The organism is Pseudomonas peli (genome assembly GCF_050563605.1).
Taxonomy (GTDB): domain Bacteria; phylum Pseudomonadota; class Gammaproteobacteria; order Pseudomonadales; family Pseudomonadaceae; genus Aquipseudomonas; species Aquipseudomonas peli_A.
In genome coordinates, this window is record NZ_JBNXUH010000011.1 from 59324 (window position 1) to 74942 (window position 15619).

The following is a 15619-nucleotide window of genomic DNA, read 5'->3' on the forward strand; positions in this document are numbered from 1 at the left end:
AGGGCATACAAGGGCATGTGCGGATGCAGCAGACAGCAAGGTCTAAGGAACGACGTTTTTCGCTCCATATCCATATCAGCGTGCTGTTCACCCTGCTGCTGCTGGGCTCAGGGGTGGTGCTGGGGTACTTCAATTACCAGCAGACCAGCAACATCATCCTCAGCAGCAGCGACCAGCTGTTCACCCAAATGCGCAAGGAAGTCCAGGCCGATCTGCGCAATACCTACCAACCGATTCGCTACATGATCAACCTGCTGGCGCGTAACGAGCAGATCAACGGCCGTGACCGCCATGAACGAATGATCATGCTGCCGATTTTCAGCCAGGCCCTGCGCGATAACCCCAAGCTGGCATCGATCTATGTCGGTTATGGCGATGGCAGCTTCTTTATGGTGCGGCCGCTGCGCAGCGAGAAACTCCGGCAGATCTTCTTTGCCCCCGACAATGCCGCGTATCAGGTGTGGAGCATCGACCGCATCAGCGAGCAACGTCTGGATTCCGAATACCTGTTCTTCGACGCACAACTGCAACCCATCAGCCGCAGGCAGAACCTCAAGGAAACCTACGACCCGCGCAGCCGTCCCTGGTACAACAGCGCGCTGCAGAGCCAGAAGCACTTCACCACCGCGCCCTATGCCTTCTTCTCCACCCAGGAAATCGGCACCACCATCGCCCGCAAGAGCAGCGAAACTACGGTGGTGGCCGCCGACCTGACTCTCGACGACCTCTCCGCTACCCTGGCCGAACACCGCCTGACGCCCTCCACCGAAGTGGTGCTGTACAGCCCCGATGGCAGCGCGGTTGCCTATCCAGACAGCTCGCGCCTGATTATTCCGGGGGAAAAGCTGCAACTGGCGCAGGTCAAGGATCTCAGCCCGGTGCTCGCCGACTTTCTCAGCCTCGGCCTCGATGAGGATCGTCAGGGCGCCGTACGCCTGAACAAGCAGCGTTGGCAAATTTCTTACAGCCAGTTCAGCGAGGGCGGCCCGCAAGGGCTGCGCCTGGCCCTGCTGGCTCCGGAAAGCGAGCTGCTGGCCGATGCTTACCGCATCCGCTGGCAGGGCGCGATATTGACCCTGGGCATCCTGCTGCTGTGCATCCCAATTGGCTGGCTGCTCTCCAATATCCTGGTCAAACCACTGCGTCTGCTGGTGGGTGAAGCCGAAGCCATCCGCAGCTTCAATTTCGATTACCCAGCCAGCGGCCGCTCCTTCGTCAAGGAAGTCGATCAGCTGGCGGTGTCGATGGGACGGATGAAGGACACCATCTCCAGCTTCCTCGATATTGCCGCCACACTCTCGGCGGAAACCCGCTTCGATGCCCTGCTGCGCCGGGTGCTGCGCGAAACCGTCGACCTCAGCGAAGCCAGCGGCGGCCTGCTCTATCTGCGTGACAGCAGCAGCGGCCGCCTCGAACCGCACGGCCTGTTTATCAACGAGCTGCAGCACAATCTGGAAGAGCATCGCATCCCTAGCTTCGACCCGAATGACCCAGCCCTGCCCAGCTGGCTAGCGCAAACGGCAACCGGCGGCTCCAGCGTCACCGTGGCGCTCGGCTTCGAGCATGCCCAGGGCTTCCAGAGTTTGCTGCACACCCTCGACAGCCCGCGCGCGCACCTGGTCTGTACCGGCTTGCATAACCGCCAGGGCCAGACCCTCGGCGTGCTGGTGCTGCTGCACCGCGACACCGGTGATGAAGCCGATCTGGCCATGCTGCGTCCCGAGCGCATCGCCTATGTCGAGGCGGTATCCGGCGTTGCGGCGCTGTGCATCGAGAGCCAGCGCCTGCTCGATCAACAGAAGAAACTGCTCGACGCCTTTATCCAGCTGATCGCTGGCGCCATCGATGCCAAGAGTCCCTATACCGGCGGCCACTGCCAGCGCGTACCGGAGGTCACCCTGATGCTCGCCCGCGCTGCTGCGGCAAGCAACGAAGCGCCGTTCCGCGATTACCAGCCCACTGACGAGGAATGGGAAGCCCTGCATATCGCCGCCTGGCTGCATGACTGCGGCAAGGTCACCGTGCCCGAGTACGTGGTGGACAAGGCCACCAAGCTGGAAACCATCTGCGACCGCATCCATGAAGTGCGCATGCGCTTCGAAGTGCTCAAGCGCGACGCCTGGATCAGTTACTGGGAAAACCTCAGCCAGGGCGGCGAATCGTCCAACCTGGCTCAGGTGCGCGATGAGCTGCTCGCCACCCTGGATGATGAGTTCACCTTTATCGCCCGCTGCAACCTGGGCGGCGAGGCAATGGCCGAAGCTGATCTGCAGCGCCTGCGCAGCATCGCCGCGCGCACCTGGACGCGTACCCTGGATGATCGCATAGGGGTGTCCTGGGAAGAGAACCTGCGCCAATCGCGCACCCCGGCGCAGCCGCTACCGGTGCAGGAAACGCTGCTCAGCGACAAAGCCGAACACCTGATCGAGCGCCCCGAAAGCGAGCTGATCGCCGAGGACAACCCCTGGGGCTTCAAGCTGGAAGTGCCGCATTACAAACACAACCGCGGCGAGGTCTATAACCTCGGCATCGGCCGCGGCACCCTGACCAACGAAGAGCGCTTTATCATCAACGGCCATATGGTGCAGACCATCCGCATGCTCAGCCACCTGCCCTTCCCCGCGCACCTGGCCAACGTTGCCGAGATTGCCGGCGGTCACCATGAAAAAATGGACGGCACTGGCTACCCGAAACGCCTGAAGCGTGAGGACATGAGCCTGCCGGCCAGGATGATGGCGATTGCCGATATCTTCGAAGCGTTGACCGCCGTGGACCGCCCCTACAAGAAGGGCAAGCTTTTGTCCGAATCACTCAACATCATGGCCGGCATGTGCAAAGGCGCGCACATCGACCCCGAGCTGTTTGGGCTGTTTGTGCGGGAAAAGATCTACCTCAGCTACGCCGAACGCTTTCTACGTCGTGAGCAGATTGATCAGGTCGATAACGATGCGCTGCTGGCCAAGGCTGGTCTGAGCGGCTAGAGGAGTTATTGCGGAGGGAACAACAGCGGGACATGCGCGATGCATGCCCCGCTTGGAGCATCAGGCCTGATTGATCGAGTTGTCTGGGTACCAGACGTCGATCAGCGGGCTAGCGGTGAAATCCACCAGCTCGTCACGGCCTTTCAGCCAGGCTTCAACGGCAGCGCGCTGCTCTTCGTTGACCGAGCCACGCTTGGACAGGCATACCAGACCGAAGTCATCGCCGCCGACATAGCCCAGGCCGTTAACGGTCATGGCGTCACGCAGGAACTGCTCAAGAAAGCTGTCGATGGCCTCATCAGCCAGGTCTTGCTTGAAGTTCAGGTTCAGCTCAAAACCCAGCTCCTGGAATTCATCCACGCAGAGTTTTTTGCGCAGACGGCGGGAACGGTTAGTAGCCATGGAACAATCCTCAAAAGTGATAACGCGCGGCACTCTAGCAGTTTCGCGCCCTGCGCGCCCGCTTCGAAGACGACAGGTCGCTCGATTGCCCGCAGAAAAGCCCTGCCAATGGCATTTACTGCCACTCAGCCGGCCCTGTATTGGGGCATAATTGCCAACATCTTCTCAATCCGCGATGGAACCTCTTTACATGCCTCGCGTCACCTTTGTCCCTCAGCTGGAGGGTAGCCGCCCATGATCAAAACCCTACGCCAACTGGCCATCGCCGGCCTGCTGCTGCCTGTTTGCCTGCCGCTGGCAGCCGCCACGAGCGGTATTTCAAACAAGGTTCAGCAATCGCTGAAAGCCAACAAGATCAGCAGCCAATCGCTGTCGGTAGTCACCGTGCCGCTCAATGGCCCCGGCAATAGCACCTTTTTCAATGCCGATATCTCGGTCAACCCGGCCTCCACCATGAAGCTGGTCACCACCTACGCAGCGCTTGAGCTGCTCGGCCCGACCCACCAGTGGAAAACCGAATTCTTCACCGACGGCCAACTGAAGAACGGCGTGCTTAACGGCAACCTGTACCTCAAGGGCGGCGGCGACCCCAAGCTGAACATGGAAAAGCTCTGGCTGATGATGCGCGACCTGCGCGCCAACGGCGTGCTGCAAGTCAACGGCGATCTGGTGCTCGACCGCAGCCACTTCGTGCAGCCGCAACTACCCAGCTTTAACGACGATGGCGGCGACGCCAACAAGCCGTTCCTGGTGGCCCCCGACTCGCTGCTGGTCAACCTCAAGGCGCTGCGTTTTATCGCCCGCACCGAGGGCGGCAAGGTGCATATCGCCGCCGAGCCACCGATTGCCAATATCCGCATCGACAACCGCGTCAAAGCCCTGCCTGCAGCCAAATGCCCAGGCTGGCCGGATGTGCGCTACAACCCGGTGACCGAATTCGACGGCACCACGGTGATTGTCAGCGGCAAGCTGGCCGAGGGCTGCAGCTCGCAGACCTACCTGTCGCTGCTCGACCACCCGAGTTACGCCGCCGGTGCCATCCGCGCCATCTGGCAGGAACTGGGCGGCAGCATCATGGGCAAGGACCGCCTCGCGCCAGTGCCAGAGAAAGCCCGTCTGCTGGCCCGCGCCTATTCGCCGGACCTGACCGAGATCATCCGCGACATCAACAAATACAGTAACAACACCATGGCCCGGCAGCTGTTCTTGAGCCTCGGCGCGCAGTTTCGCAACTCCGCCGACCAGGACGACAGCAAGGCAGCACAGCGGGTAATCCGCAGCTGGCTGGCGCGCAAAGGCATCACCGCGCCGCACCTGGTGATGGAAAACGGCTCCGGGCTGTCGCGTGCCGAGCGCGTCAGCGCGCGGGAAATGGCCACCCTGCTGCAGGCGGCCTGGAAGAGCCCTTATGCGGCCGAATTTATGGCCTCACTGCCGCTGGTGGCGATGGACGGCACCATGCGCAAACGCCTGCACCGCACCCCGCTGGTGGGCGAGGCGCGAATCAAGACCGGTACATTGAACAATGTGCGCGCCATCGCCGGCTTTAGCCGCGACAGCAACGGCAACAGCTGGGCCGTAGTGGCCATCCTCAACGACCCACGCCCGTGGGGCGCCTCGTCGATTCTCGATCAGGTGCTGATCGATCTGTACAAGCAGCCCAAGCTCAGCGCCCAGCGCTAAGCCGGCGGCGCCGCGTCGACCTGGCGCGGCGTTTTATTCCATATCCCCACATAGCTGCGCCGCGCGTAACAACGCGGCGGTCAGGCTGTGGCGCTCCCACTCCTCCAAACCGGCAAAGCGCGCGACAAACTCCGGCGGCAGCAGGCTCGGCGCCTGTTGCAGCAGGGTGCGGCCCTGCTCGCTGAGTAGCAGCCATTGACGACGCCGATCCTGATCATCGCGCTGGCGTTGCAGCAGGCCGCGCTCCTCCAGCCGATCGAGCATCCCCGACAAAGTGGCGGCAGTGAGGCTGACACGGCCACTGAGGTCGCTGGCCGTCAGACGAGTCTCTCCCGCCAACACCTGCAGAATCATCAATTGCATCGGCGTCAGCCCACCAAAGCGACCGAGCCGTTTGGCATGTACTTCCCCGGCCTGCTGCAAACGCCGCAAGGCCTGAAACAGCGGCAGTTCGAAGGCCGAAACAGATGACAAATCTATTTCAGTAGAAACCTTTTTATCGACCATATACGCCTTTTAATTCGATATAAAACTTTGACATGAAAGCATTATTTTGTTTTGGTGTAAAAGGTTCGGCAACCCCGAACCACTCCCCAACGGCCATACCGGTAAGGAATTATGTGCGCAATCGCTGGAGAATTACGTTTTGATCAACGACCGGCCGACCTGGCTGCAGTCGAGCGAATCACCCACCACATGGCCGCCCGCGGCCCCGATGCCCACGGTTTCTTCAGCCAGGGTCCGTTAGCCCTCGGCCATCGCCGGCTGAAAATCATGGACCTGGCCGAAGCGTCCGGCCAGCCGATGATCGACAGCGATCTGGGCCTGACAATGGTGTTCAACGGCGCCATCTACAACTACCCGGAACTGCGCGAGGAGCTGAAAGCCCTCGGCTATCGCTTCTTCTCAGATGGCGACACCGAGGTGCTGCTCAAGGGCTATCACGCCTGGGGAACCGACCTGCTGCCCAAGCTCAATGGCATGTTCGCTTTTGCCATCTGGGAGCGTGACAGCCAGCAGCTGTTCATCGCCCGCGACCGTCTCGGGGTCAAGCCGCTGTACTTGTCACGCACTGGCGAACGCCTGCGCTTTGCATCCAGCCTACCGGCGCTGCTGGCCGGCGGTGATATTGGCAAGACCCTCGATCCCGTCGCCCTCAACCACTACCTGAACTTCCACGCCGTGGTGCCCGCGCCGCGCACCCTGCTGGCCGGGGTAGAGAAACTGCCGCCCGCCAGTTGGATGCGCATCGACGCCCAGGGCAACTGTGAGCAGCAGACCTGGTGGAACCTGACATTCGGCCCGATGCGCGAGGAAATCGCCTTCGGTCTGGAAGAATGGCAAGAGCGCGTGCTCGACGGCATGCGCGAGGCGGTATCGATCCGCCAGCGCGCCGCCGTGGATGTCGGCGTGCTGCTTTCCGGCGGAGTCGACTCAAGCATGCTGGTCGGTCTGCTGCGTGAAGCCGGGGTGGAAAACCTGTCGACCTTCTCCATCGGCTTTCAGGATGCCGGCGGCGAGCGCGGCGACGAGTTCCAGTATTCCGACCTGATCGCCGAGCACTTCGCCACCCGCCACCATCAGCTGCGTATCGGTGAGCACGAGATTCTCGAACAGCTGCCCGCGGCCTTTCGCGCCATGAGCGAGCCGATGGTCAGCCACGACTGCATCGCTTTCTACCTGCTGTCACGCGAGGTGGCCAAGCACTGCAAGGTGGTGCAGAGCGGCCAGGGCGCCGATGAGCTGTTCGCCGGCTACCACTGGTATCCGCAGGTGGACGCCGCCGAGGATGCCTTCGACGCTTACCGCGCTGCGTTCTTCGACCGTGATTACGAGGAATACGCCGCCTGCGTGCAGCCCGCCTGGCTGACCGGCGACATGGCCGGCGACTTCGTCCGTGAGCATTTCGCCCAGCCCGGCGCCGTGGCCGCTGTGGACAAGGCGCTGCGCCTGGACAGCACGGTGATGCTGGTCGATGACCCGGTCAAACGGGTCGACAACATGACCATGGCCTGGGGCTTGGAGGCACGCACGCCGTTCCTCGACTACCGCCTGGCCGAACTCTCGGCGCGCATTCCTGGGCGTTTCAAGTTACCGGATGGTGGCAAGCATGTGCTCAAGGAAGCCGCGCGCCAGGTGATCCCCAGCGCGGTGATCGACCGGCCCAAGGGTTACTTCCCGGTGCCTGGCCTCAAGCACCTGCAAGGTGCAACTCTGGGCTGGGTACGCGATCTACTGCTTGACCCGAGCCAGGATCGCGGCCTGTTCAACCCGGCCATGCTCGACCGCCTGCTGAGTGATCCGCACGGCCAGCTGACGCCTTTGCGCGGCTCCAAGTTGTGGCAACTGGCGGCGCTCAACCTGTGGCTCAACGAACACGGCCTATAGACCGCTGCGGTGGATGAGCACAGGCCCATCCACCGCCGTGTTTGAACCCTGAAATACGCAATCTGCTCACGGCAAAGGAAACTCTCCAATGCGTGCCACTGCCTTTAACCAACGCCTGCTGCGCGGCCAAGCCCCCTCCTACGAGCGCCTGCAGGCGCGCCTGGCCGAGGACCACAACGCCCCGCGCAGCGAGCCGCAAGCCGTGCACTGCGGCTGGGGCCGCCTGCTACTCGGCCACACCTACCCGGATGCCGCCGCCCTGGCCAGCGACCTGCTGACCGAGCAGCCCGGGGAACGCGATATCGCCCTGTATGTGGCCGCGCCGCATCAGGTGCTGGCGCAGGCGCCGCAGCAGTTGTTTCTCGACCCGTCCGATACGCTGCGCCTGTGGTTTACCGACTACCGCCCAGCGCGCCGCGGTTTTCGCGGTTACCGAGTGCGCCGCGCGCAGAATGCCGAGGACTGGCAGGCGATCAATGAGCTGTATCAACTGCGCGGCATGCTGCCGATCGACCCTGGCAAACTCACTCCGCGCCACCTGGGCGGGCCGGTGTATTGGCTGGCCGAGGATGAAGACAGCGGCGCGGTGATCGGCAGCGTCATGGGCCTCAACCACCACAAGGCCTATCAGGACCCGGACCACGGCAGCAGCCTGTGGTGCCTGGCGGTCGACCCACGCTGCAGCCGGCCAGGCGTCGGCGAAGTGTTGGTGCGCCACCTGATCGAACACTTTATGAGCCGCGGCCTGAGCTACCTGGACCTGTCCGTGCTGCACGACAACGCACAGGCCAAGGGGCTGTACGCCAAACTGGGCTTTCGCGAGCTGCAGACCTTTAGCATCAAGCGCAAGAACGGCATCAATGAAGCGCTGTTCCTCGGCCCTGGCCCGCATACACCGATGAACCCTTATGCGCGGATCATCGTCGATGAAGCGCTCCGCCGCGGCATCGAAGTGCAGGTCGACGACGCCGACGCCGGGCTGTTCACCCTGAGCAACGGCGGCCGACGTATCCGCTGCCGGGAATCGCTGAGCGACCTGACCAGCGCGGTCAGCATGACCCTGTGTCAAGACAAGCGCCTGACCCATCGCGCCCTGGCCCGCGCCGGCTTGCACCTGCCAGCCCAGCGCCTTGCAGGCAGCGCCGAGGACAACGCTGCGTTTCTCGCCGAGCACGGCAGCCTGGTGGTCAAGCCGGTGGACGGTGAACAGGGCCAGGGCGTGGCGGTAGATCTGCGCACGCCGCTGGATGTGCAGGACGCCATCGAACGCGCCAGCACCTTCGACAGCCGCGTACTGCTTGAGAGTTTTCACCCAGGCCATGACCTGCGCATTCTGGTGATCGGCTTTTCCGTGGTCGCCGCCGCCATTCGCCGCCCGGCCGAAGTGATCGGTGATGGTCAGCACAGTATTGGTGAGCTGATCGATGCGCAAAGCCGCCGCCGGCAAGCCGCCACCGAAGGCGAAAGCCGCATCCCCAAGGACGCGGAAACCCTGCGCACCTTGCACGCCGCCGGCGTCGACTACAGCAGCGTGATGCCGGCCGGCCAGCGCCTGGCCGTGCGCAAAACCGCCAACCTGCACACCGGTGGCAGCCTGGAAGACGTCACCGAGATACTCCACCCAGTGCTGGCCGATGCCGCAGTAAAAGCCGCCCGCGCCCTGGATATCCCGGTAGTCGGCCTCGACCTGCTGGTGCCCGCTGCTGATCAACCCGAGTACGTGTTTATCGAAGCCAACGAGCGCGCCGGCCTGGCCAATCACCAGCCGCAACCCACCGCCGAGCGCTTTATCGACCTGCTGTTCCCCTTGAGCCAGACACCTAGCTAACCCTTTCCCAGCCCCTCCCCGGTTACGGCCGAGGGGCGCAATCGCCGTAGAGGAGACTCCATGCAGCAACTCCCCGAACCCGACCTCGTCTATCTGCAGAAAGTGCTGCTGGAAATGCTCGCCATTCCCAGCCCCACCGGCTTTACCGACACCATCGTGCGCTACGTCGCCGAGCGCCTGGAGGAGATCGGCATTCCCTTCGAGATGACCCGGCGCGGCACCATTCGCGGCACCCTCAAAGGCAAGCAGAGCAGCCCAGATCGCGCGGTCTCGGCGCACCTGGACACCATCGGCGCGATCGTCCGCGAGCTGCAGGACAACGGCCGCCTTGGCCTGGCCGCAGTCGGCTGCTGGTCGAGCCGTTTCGCCGAAGGCAGCCGCGTCAGCGTGTTTACCGATCACGGTGTGATTCGCGGCAGCGTACTGCCGCTGATGGCTTCAGGGCACGCCTTCAACACCGCCGTGGACCAGCTGCCGATCAGTTGGGACCATGTCGAACTGCGCCTGGATGCTTACTGCAGCACCCGCGCCGACTGCGAGTCGCTGGGCATCTCGGTGGGCGATTTTGTCGCCTTCGACCCGCTACCCGAGTTCACCGAAAGCGGCCATATCAGCGCGCGTCATCTGGACGACAAGGCTGGCGTCGCTGCCTTGCTTACCGCGCTCAAGGCCATTAAAGAAAGCGGCCTGGAACCGGAAATCGACTGCCATCCGCTGTTCACTATCACTGAAGAAGTCGGCTCAGGCGCTGCAGCCGCGCTGCCCTGGGATGTCAGCGAATTTGTCGGTATCGACATCGCTCCGGTTGCCCCGGGCCAGCAGTCCAGCGAACACACCGTCAGCGTGGCCATGCAGGATTCCGGCGGGCCTTACGACTATCACCTGTCACGCCAACTGCTGCGCCTGGCCAGCGAAAATGAAATCCCGGTACGCCGCGACCTGTTCCGCTACTACCACAGCGATGCACAGTCGGCGGTCACCGCCGGCCACGATATCCGCACCGCCCTACTGGCCTTCGGCTGCGACGCCACCCACGGCTATGAACGCACGCATATCGACAGCCTCAAGTCTCTCAGCCGTTTGCTTGCCGCTTACGTGCTCAGCCCACCGGTATTCTCCAGCGATGCCCAGCCTGCGCAGGGCTCGCTAGAGCGCTTCAGCCACCAACTGGAGCACGATGCGCAGATGGAAAGTGATACCCGCGTCCCGACTGTAGATAGCCTGCTACGCCCACGCGATCAGGACGCTTGAAGGGCCGCGCGCATCCGGGCAAAGTGACGGCATGACGCGGGGCTGGATCAGGCCTCAGATAATAATATTGAGGTCGGTGAATGCCTCGGATTTGGCTGGCGGTGGTGCTGTTCTGGCTGTGCGGGCCGGCGTGGGCGCTGCTGCCTGCAACGCTGGACAACGCCGACCTGCGCCTGTCACTCGGCCCATCCATGGCCTACCTGGAAGACCCGCAGGGCGAACTGAGCATCGAGCAAGTCGGCGCCCTGAGCGATGAGCGCTTTACCCCAGTTAAGGGCGAGCACGCCAACCTCGGCAAGAATGATTCGGTCTGGTGGTTCAAGGTACGCCTGAACAACAGCCTGACGCAGAATCTGGCCGGCTACCTGGAGGTCAACTACCCACTGCTCGACCATCTGCAGGTATTTCTGGCCAGCGCCGATGGCCAGTGGCAGATGCAGGAAAGCGGTGATCGCTACGCCTTCTCCCAGCGCCCGGTACAAGTGCGCAACTTCTGGTTTCCACTTGAGCTAACACCCGGCGAAAGCACCCTGCTGGTGCGGGTCGAGACCACCAGTACGATCTTTATGCCGCTGTTCTTCAGCACCTACCAGGCCAGCGCCGCCGCCCAGGAAAACCTTATGGGCTTCAATGGCGCGTTCTACGGCGTGCTGTTTGCGATGTTCTGCTACAACCTGTTCCTGTTTATCTCCCTGCGCGAATCCGCCTACCTCTGGTACCTGGCCTACAACCTCAACGTCGGCCTACTGGCCGCCTGTTTCGACGGCATGCTGTTCAAGCTGCTACCCGAACATGTGGCGCTGCAGTCGGTGAGTATCTACATCCTGATGTACCTGCACTGCCTGACGGCCATTCAGTTCAGCCGGCATTTCCTGCATGCGCCGCAGTACTTTCCGCGCCTGGATACCGGCCTGCGCTTACTGATGCTGGCCTGCGCCGGCTGCCTGCTGTCGGTGCCGCTGATCGGCTTCAACGCCTGGAATATCCTGGCCAGCGTCACCGTCTCGCTGGTTTCCCTGGCACTGCTGCTCACCGGTCTCTACGTTTGGCGCCGCGGGGTGCGCTACGGCTCCTACTACACCCTGGCCTGGGCTATCTTGCTGTTCGCCTTTATCCAGGCCACCACCGGCTCGCTGGGGCTGGAAGTCTTTGGGGTGTTCGGCGCAACGGTGGTGAAGATCGGCGTAACCATCGAGTTGATTACCCTGTCTATCGGCCTGGCCGACCGCATCAACCTGCTCAAGGAAGAAGGCTTCCAGTCGCGCCGCGCCGCCGAGCAGGCGGAAATCGAGAACCAGGCCAAGAGCCGCTTTCTGGCCAAGATGAGCCACGAGATCCGCACCCCGCTCAACGGCGTGCTGGGCATGCTGCAGCTGCTCAAGGAAACCCCGCTGGACCGCAGCCAGCGCTTCTACGTCGACACCATTGCCAGCTCCGGCAGTTCGCTGATGGCGGTGATCAACGACATCCTCGATTACGCGCGCATCGAATCCGGCAAGCTCAGCCTGGAACATATCGAGTTCGATCTGGAAGAGCTGATTTCCGACACCCTCAGCCTGTTCACCGGGCAAGCCCTGGACAAGCGCCTGCGCCTCTACGTCAGCCTGGAAAGTGGCGTACCGCGCCGCGCCCAGGGCGACCCGACGCGGCTCAAGCAGGTGCTGATGAACCTGCTCAGCAATGCCCTGAAATTCACTGCCGAAGGCCATGTGGCGCTAAACGTCTGCCGGCGCAATGACTCGCAAGGCAAACCGCATCTGGTGTTCGCCATCAGCGACAGCGGTATCGGCATCAGTGACAAGGGCCTGACTCAGCTGTTCGAATCCTTCGCTCAGGGCGACTCCAGCACCACCCGCCGTTACGGCGGCAGCGGCCTGGGCCTGGCGATCAGCAAGGAGCTGGTGGAAATGATGGGCGGGCGTATCGAAGTACAAAGCACGCCAGGCCAGGGCACACGCTTCGCTTTCGATATTCCACAAGGGGATGACGCCCTGCCAGTCGACCCGCTGCACGAACTGCTCAAGGGGCGTACCGCCCTGCTCACCTCCCTCGACGGCCTCGGTCTGGATGCCCTCAGCCGCTTACTCGGCCGCTGGGGTATGCGCACCGAGCGCTGCCAAAACCCGGAAACCCTGCTCGGCTATCTGGAAGATTTCGCCGCCCCGCCGCTGCTGGTACTGATGGCGCCGTGGCCGGGCAGCATTCAGCACTGGCTGGACTCGCTGCGCCCGCTGCTGCAACCCGGGCAACGCGTGCTACTGCTCTGCGCGCCGGAGCAATGCCAGCAACTGCCCAGCTCCGCCGGCCTGCGCTTGCTCGGCCTGCCGCAGCCGCTGGCGATCAATGCGCTGCGCAGTGCACTGTTGGAACTCTACGAAGAGCCGCGCGTTGCGGAAATCAAACCGCTGCCGAAAACTCACACCGACACCGGTAACGCACCGTGCATCCTAGTGGCCGAAGACAACCCGGTGAATCAGTTGGTGGTGCAGGGCTTCTTGAAGAAGCGCGGCTATAACGTGCGCCTGGTGACTAATGGCCTAGCCGCCCTCAATGAATACCAGCGCGACCCAGGCGCAACACAACTTATCCTGATGGACTGCGAAATGCCGGAGATGGATGGCTTCGAAGCCACACGGCAGATCCGCCGCCTGGAACGTCAGCACAACCTGCCGGCCGTGCCGATCATCGCCCTGACCGCGCACATCCTCGATGAGCACCGCCAGCACGGGGTCGAGTCCGGTATGAATGACTTCCTCGGCAAACCCCTGGACAGCGCCAAGCTGTACAGCACCCTGGAAATCTACCTGCAGCCGGCAGAACCGCCCGCGCAGTAACGGCGCAGCAAACATGGCAAGCCAGGCAAGACAAGGCCCTACGGACTGTAAATGAGCATGACTCGTTTCACTCGCCCTCCGGGTCGCGCTAAAGCGCGTTAGCCGCAAGCGGCTTTCCGAGACCGTTTTTACGCAGTATTGCCGACGTAGGTAATTGTTCAACGGCCTGCTAGCATCCGCGCTGCGCTCTGGAGGCCTTACCGTGCTGATTCCTTATCACCTGCTCGAAGCTGAAACCCTGACCCGCCTGATCGAAGATTTCGTCACCCGCGACGGCACCGACAACGGCGACGAAACCCCACTGGATACGCGTATCGAACGGGTACGCCACGCGCTGAGCAAAGGCCAGGCAGTGATTGTCTTCGATGCGGAAAGCCAGCAATGCCAGCTGGCGCTGAAACGCGACGTGCCAAAAGAGTGGCTGGATGCGCTTGAGGGGCTCGAGGATTAAGGGACCGGCTAACCGCGCAGGCCGCCTTCGCGCTCCCAGGCGCAGCGCACGCGCAACTCACCTTCCTGCGGGCTGTGAAAGCCGTTATCCGACTCCCAGCGAAAGGTGTGCGTGCCGTTCAGCTCGGTTTCCAGATGCACCACCGCGCTGGCCCAGTACAGGCGCTTAAGCAACGCCTCGAACTGCTTGATCCACAGGCTCCACTCATACTCCACCGTGCGGTAGCTGGCGCCGAAGTGGATCACCTGCGTCTGGTACAGGCCGTCGCCCGGCTGCTCGCAACAGGCAAACATCTCCCGCCCAAGAAAACTCCAGGCATCGCCTGCCGGTAGCTCATCGAGCACCTGCCGGTTGATTTCGCGACGCAAACGGCTCTCCGCCGGACTGTCCGACGGCCAGTCACGGATGCAACCATAAACGATGGATTCGGACTCCACGCAGGCACTCCAGCAAATCAAGGCTGCCTTCTATCACAGCCGTCCTGGCCAAGGAAGGAACTGCTGCCAAATAAGAGTCAGCTGCGCGCGCGCTTCGGTCCGCGGCGCATCATCCAGGCCAGCAGCGTCATCAGCACCGCAAGCCCGGTCAGCACCATAAACGGCAACTGATAGTTACCCGCCAGGTCGCGCGCCAACCCGGTCAATACCGGCGTCAGACAGCCAATGCTGTAACCCATGCACAACATCATCGCCGTCCAGCGACTGACCGCCAGCGGCGAGCCTGCCTCGTACAACGGCAGCACCAGCGACAAGGCAAAGGAGCCGCCCAGACCAAAACCGATGGTGACCGCCCACAGTTCGGGTAGCACGGAGGGCTGAAAGGTGATCATCGCCAGGCTGATCGACGACAACAGCCCGCAGCCCACCAGCAGCAGGTAGCGGTTCTTGAAACGCTGCGCCAACCAGGGCAGCAAAAATGCGCTAGGCAGGCCCATGAGCATCGACACGCTGAACAGGCTGTTGCTGTGCATCAGACTCAGCCCCGCTTCGTGATAACGCGCCACAGCCCAGGTGGCGAGCGCGTAGAACAAGCCGGCCTGAATGGCAAAGAACGCACTGATCAACCAGGCACGCGGCTGCCGCCAGGGTAGGCCCATGCCGCCCTCCTCACTCTCGGTTTCGGCGCGGTTGGGCAGGCACAGCCAGAGCAGCAGCCCGACTACCGCCGGCAGCGCCCAGATGGCCAGACCGTAGGTCCAGTCATCACCCAGCCACTGTGTGGCCGGTACCGTGAGTACCGCACCACCGGCGCCACCAATCGCCATGCTCAGCGAATACCAGCCCACCACACTGCCCATGCGCCCGGCAAAATGGCGTTTGATAAAACCCGACAGCAAAGGTCCGGCAACCGCGATGGCAGCGCCCAACAGCACTGCACTGCCAATCAGAATCGCACTGGCATGCCCCACCGCGCGCAGCAGCAGCGCCACCGCGATGACCGCCATGCACAGGGCGATAGTGCGCTCCAGCCCCAGACGCATCGCCAAGCGCGGCGCAAACGGCGCCAACAGGCCCATGCACAACACGGGCAACGCAGTGGTAAGGCTGATCAGGCTGCGGCTCAAGGCCAGCTCTTCGGCAATCCGCTCGATCAGCGGCGCCAGGGAGGTGATGCCTGGCCGCAAGTTGATTGCAGCCAGGATCAGGGCCAGCAACAGCATGGCCCGCGGGAAAGGTTTCACAGTAAATCCATCAGTTTCGCGGCCATGCCGACATGACCGCAAACCTTAGAGCGCAAGCTCATCGCAGACAACCCCGAACGGCGATTAAGTTGACCGATAAATCAACTAATCCACATCACC

General features: G+C 62.6%; 11 protein-coding genes. 7 read left to right on the top strand and 4 right to left on the bottom strand.

All coding sequences use genetic code 11. The features are described 5' to 3' along the window. The first annotated feature begins 23 nt into the window (after positions 1-23). Positions 24-2981, top strand: a complete 2958-nt coding sequence (locus ACQ4LH_RS14570) for an HD domain-containing phosphohydrolase (protein ID WP_430697809.1) — start codon at positions 24-26, stop codon at positions 2979-2981. Between the two features lie 60 nt (positions 2982-3041). On the opposite strand, the gene ACQ4LH_RS14575 is transcribed toward ACQ4LH_RS14570, so the two are convergent. Next, on the bottom strand, positions 3042-3383 hold the full coding sequence (locus tag ACQ4LH_RS14575; protein ID WP_397494295.1) for a YggL family protein: 342 nt from the start codon (positions 3381-3383) through the stop codon (positions 3042-3044). 234 nt (positions 3384-3617) lie between these two features. Between ACQ4LH_RS14575 and dacB the strand changes: the two genes are divergently transcribed. Next, positions 3618-5066, top strand: a complete 1449-nt coding sequence (dacB, locus tag ACQ4LH_RS14580) for a D-alanyl-D-alanine carboxypeptidase/D-alanyl-D-alanine endopeptidase (RefSeq protein WP_430697810.1) — start codon at positions 3618-3620, stop codon at positions 5064-5066. 33 nt (positions 5067-5099) lie between these two features. Here the strand turns inward: dacB and ACQ4LH_RS14585 are convergent, their stop codons facing one another. Next, positions 5100-5573, bottom strand: coding sequence for a MarR family winged helix-turn-helix transcriptional regulator (locus tag ACQ4LH_RS14585; protein WP_430697811.1), 474 nt, complete (start codon positions 5571-5573; stop codon positions 5100-5102). A gap of 111 nt (positions 5574-5684) precedes the next feature. On the opposite strand from ACQ4LH_RS14585, the gene ACQ4LH_RS14590 reads away from it, so the two are divergent. From ACQ4LH_RS14590 to ACQ4LH_RS14610, 5 genes are all read left to right on the top strand, one after another. Further along, entirely contained in the window at positions 5685-7454 is a 1770-nt protein-coding gene (locus tag ACQ4LH_RS14590) for an N-acetylglutaminylglutamine amidotransferase (RefSeq protein ID WP_430697812.1), read from the top strand. Between the two features lie 88 nt (positions 7455-7542). Continuing rightward, positions 7543-9282: an N-acetylglutaminylglutamine synthetase gene (gene ngg / locus ACQ4LH_RS14595; RefSeq protein WP_430697813.1), complete on the top strand. Its 1740-nt coding sequence runs from the start codon at positions 7543-7545 to the stop codon at positions 9280-9282. Between the two features lie 60 nt (positions 9283-9342). After that, a complete protein-coding gene (locus ACQ4LH_RS14600; protein ID WP_430697814.1) occupies positions 9343-10533 on the top strand; it encodes an osmoprotectant NAGGN system M42 family peptidase in 1191 nt (396 codons plus the stop codon). An 80-nt stretch (positions 10534-10613) separates the two neighbouring features. Beyond that, on the top strand, positions 10614-13367 hold the full coding sequence (locus tag ACQ4LH_RS14605) for a 7TM diverse intracellular signaling domain-containing protein (protein WP_430697815.1): 2754 nt from the start codon (positions 10614-10616) through the stop codon (positions 13365-13367). A gap of 202 nt (positions 13368-13569) precedes the next feature. Next, positions 13570-13818, top strand: coding sequence for a YheU family protein (locus ACQ4LH_RS14610; RefSeq protein WP_430697816.1), 249 nt, complete (start codon positions 13570-13572; stop codon positions 13816-13818). Positions 13819-13826: 8 nt separating this feature from the next. Here ACQ4LH_RS14610 and ACQ4LH_RS14615 read toward each other — a convergent pair whose 3' ends face one another. Beyond that, positions 13827-14255, bottom strand: a complete 429-nt coding sequence (locus ACQ4LH_RS14615; RefSeq protein WP_257778120.1) for a hypothetical protein — start codon at positions 14253-14255, stop codon at positions 13827-13829. Positions 14256-14332: 77 nt separating this feature from the next. Beyond that, on the bottom strand, positions 14333-15499 hold the full coding sequence (locus ACQ4LH_RS14620) for a CynX/NimT family MFS transporter (RefSeq protein WP_430697817.1): 1167 nt from the start codon (positions 15497-15499) through the stop codon (positions 14333-14335). Between the last annotated feature and the right edge of the window lie 120 nt (positions 15500-15619).

Excerpts from the sequence above, each read along its gene's own strand:
- ngg (WP_430697813.1), top strand. The coding sequence starts at position 7,543 with ATGCGTGCCACTGCCTTTAACCAACGCCTGCTGCGCGGCCAAGCCCCC.
- ACQ4LH_RS14575 (WP_397494295.1), bottom strand. The coding sequence starts at position 3,383 with ATGGCTACTAACCGTTCCCGCCGTCTGCGCAAAAAACTCTGCGTGGAT.
- ACQ4LH_RS14585 (WP_430697811.1), bottom strand. The coding sequence starts at position 5,573 with ATGGTCGATAAAAAGGTTTCTACTGAAATAGATTTGTCATCTGTTTCG.
- ACQ4LH_RS14590 (WP_430697812.1), top strand. The coding sequence starts at position 5,685 with ATGTGCGCAATCGCTGGAGAATTACGTTTTGATCAACGACCGGCCGAC.
- ACQ4LH_RS14570 (WP_430697809.1), top strand. The coding sequence starts at position 24 with ATGCAGCAGACAGCAAGGTCTAAGGAACGACGTTTTTCGCTCCATATC.
- ACQ4LH_RS14605 (WP_430697815.1), top strand. The coding sequence starts at position 10,614 with ATGCCTCGGATTTGGCTGGCGGTGGTGCTGTTCTGGCTGTGCGGGCCG.
- ACQ4LH_RS14600 (WP_430697814.1), top strand. The coding sequence starts at position 9,343 with ATGCAGCAACTCCCCGAACCCGACCTCGTCTATCTGCAGAAAGTGCTG.
- dacB (WP_430697810.1), top strand. The coding sequence starts at position 3,618 with ATGATCAAAACCCTACGCCAACTGGCCATCGCCGGCCTGCTGCTGCCT.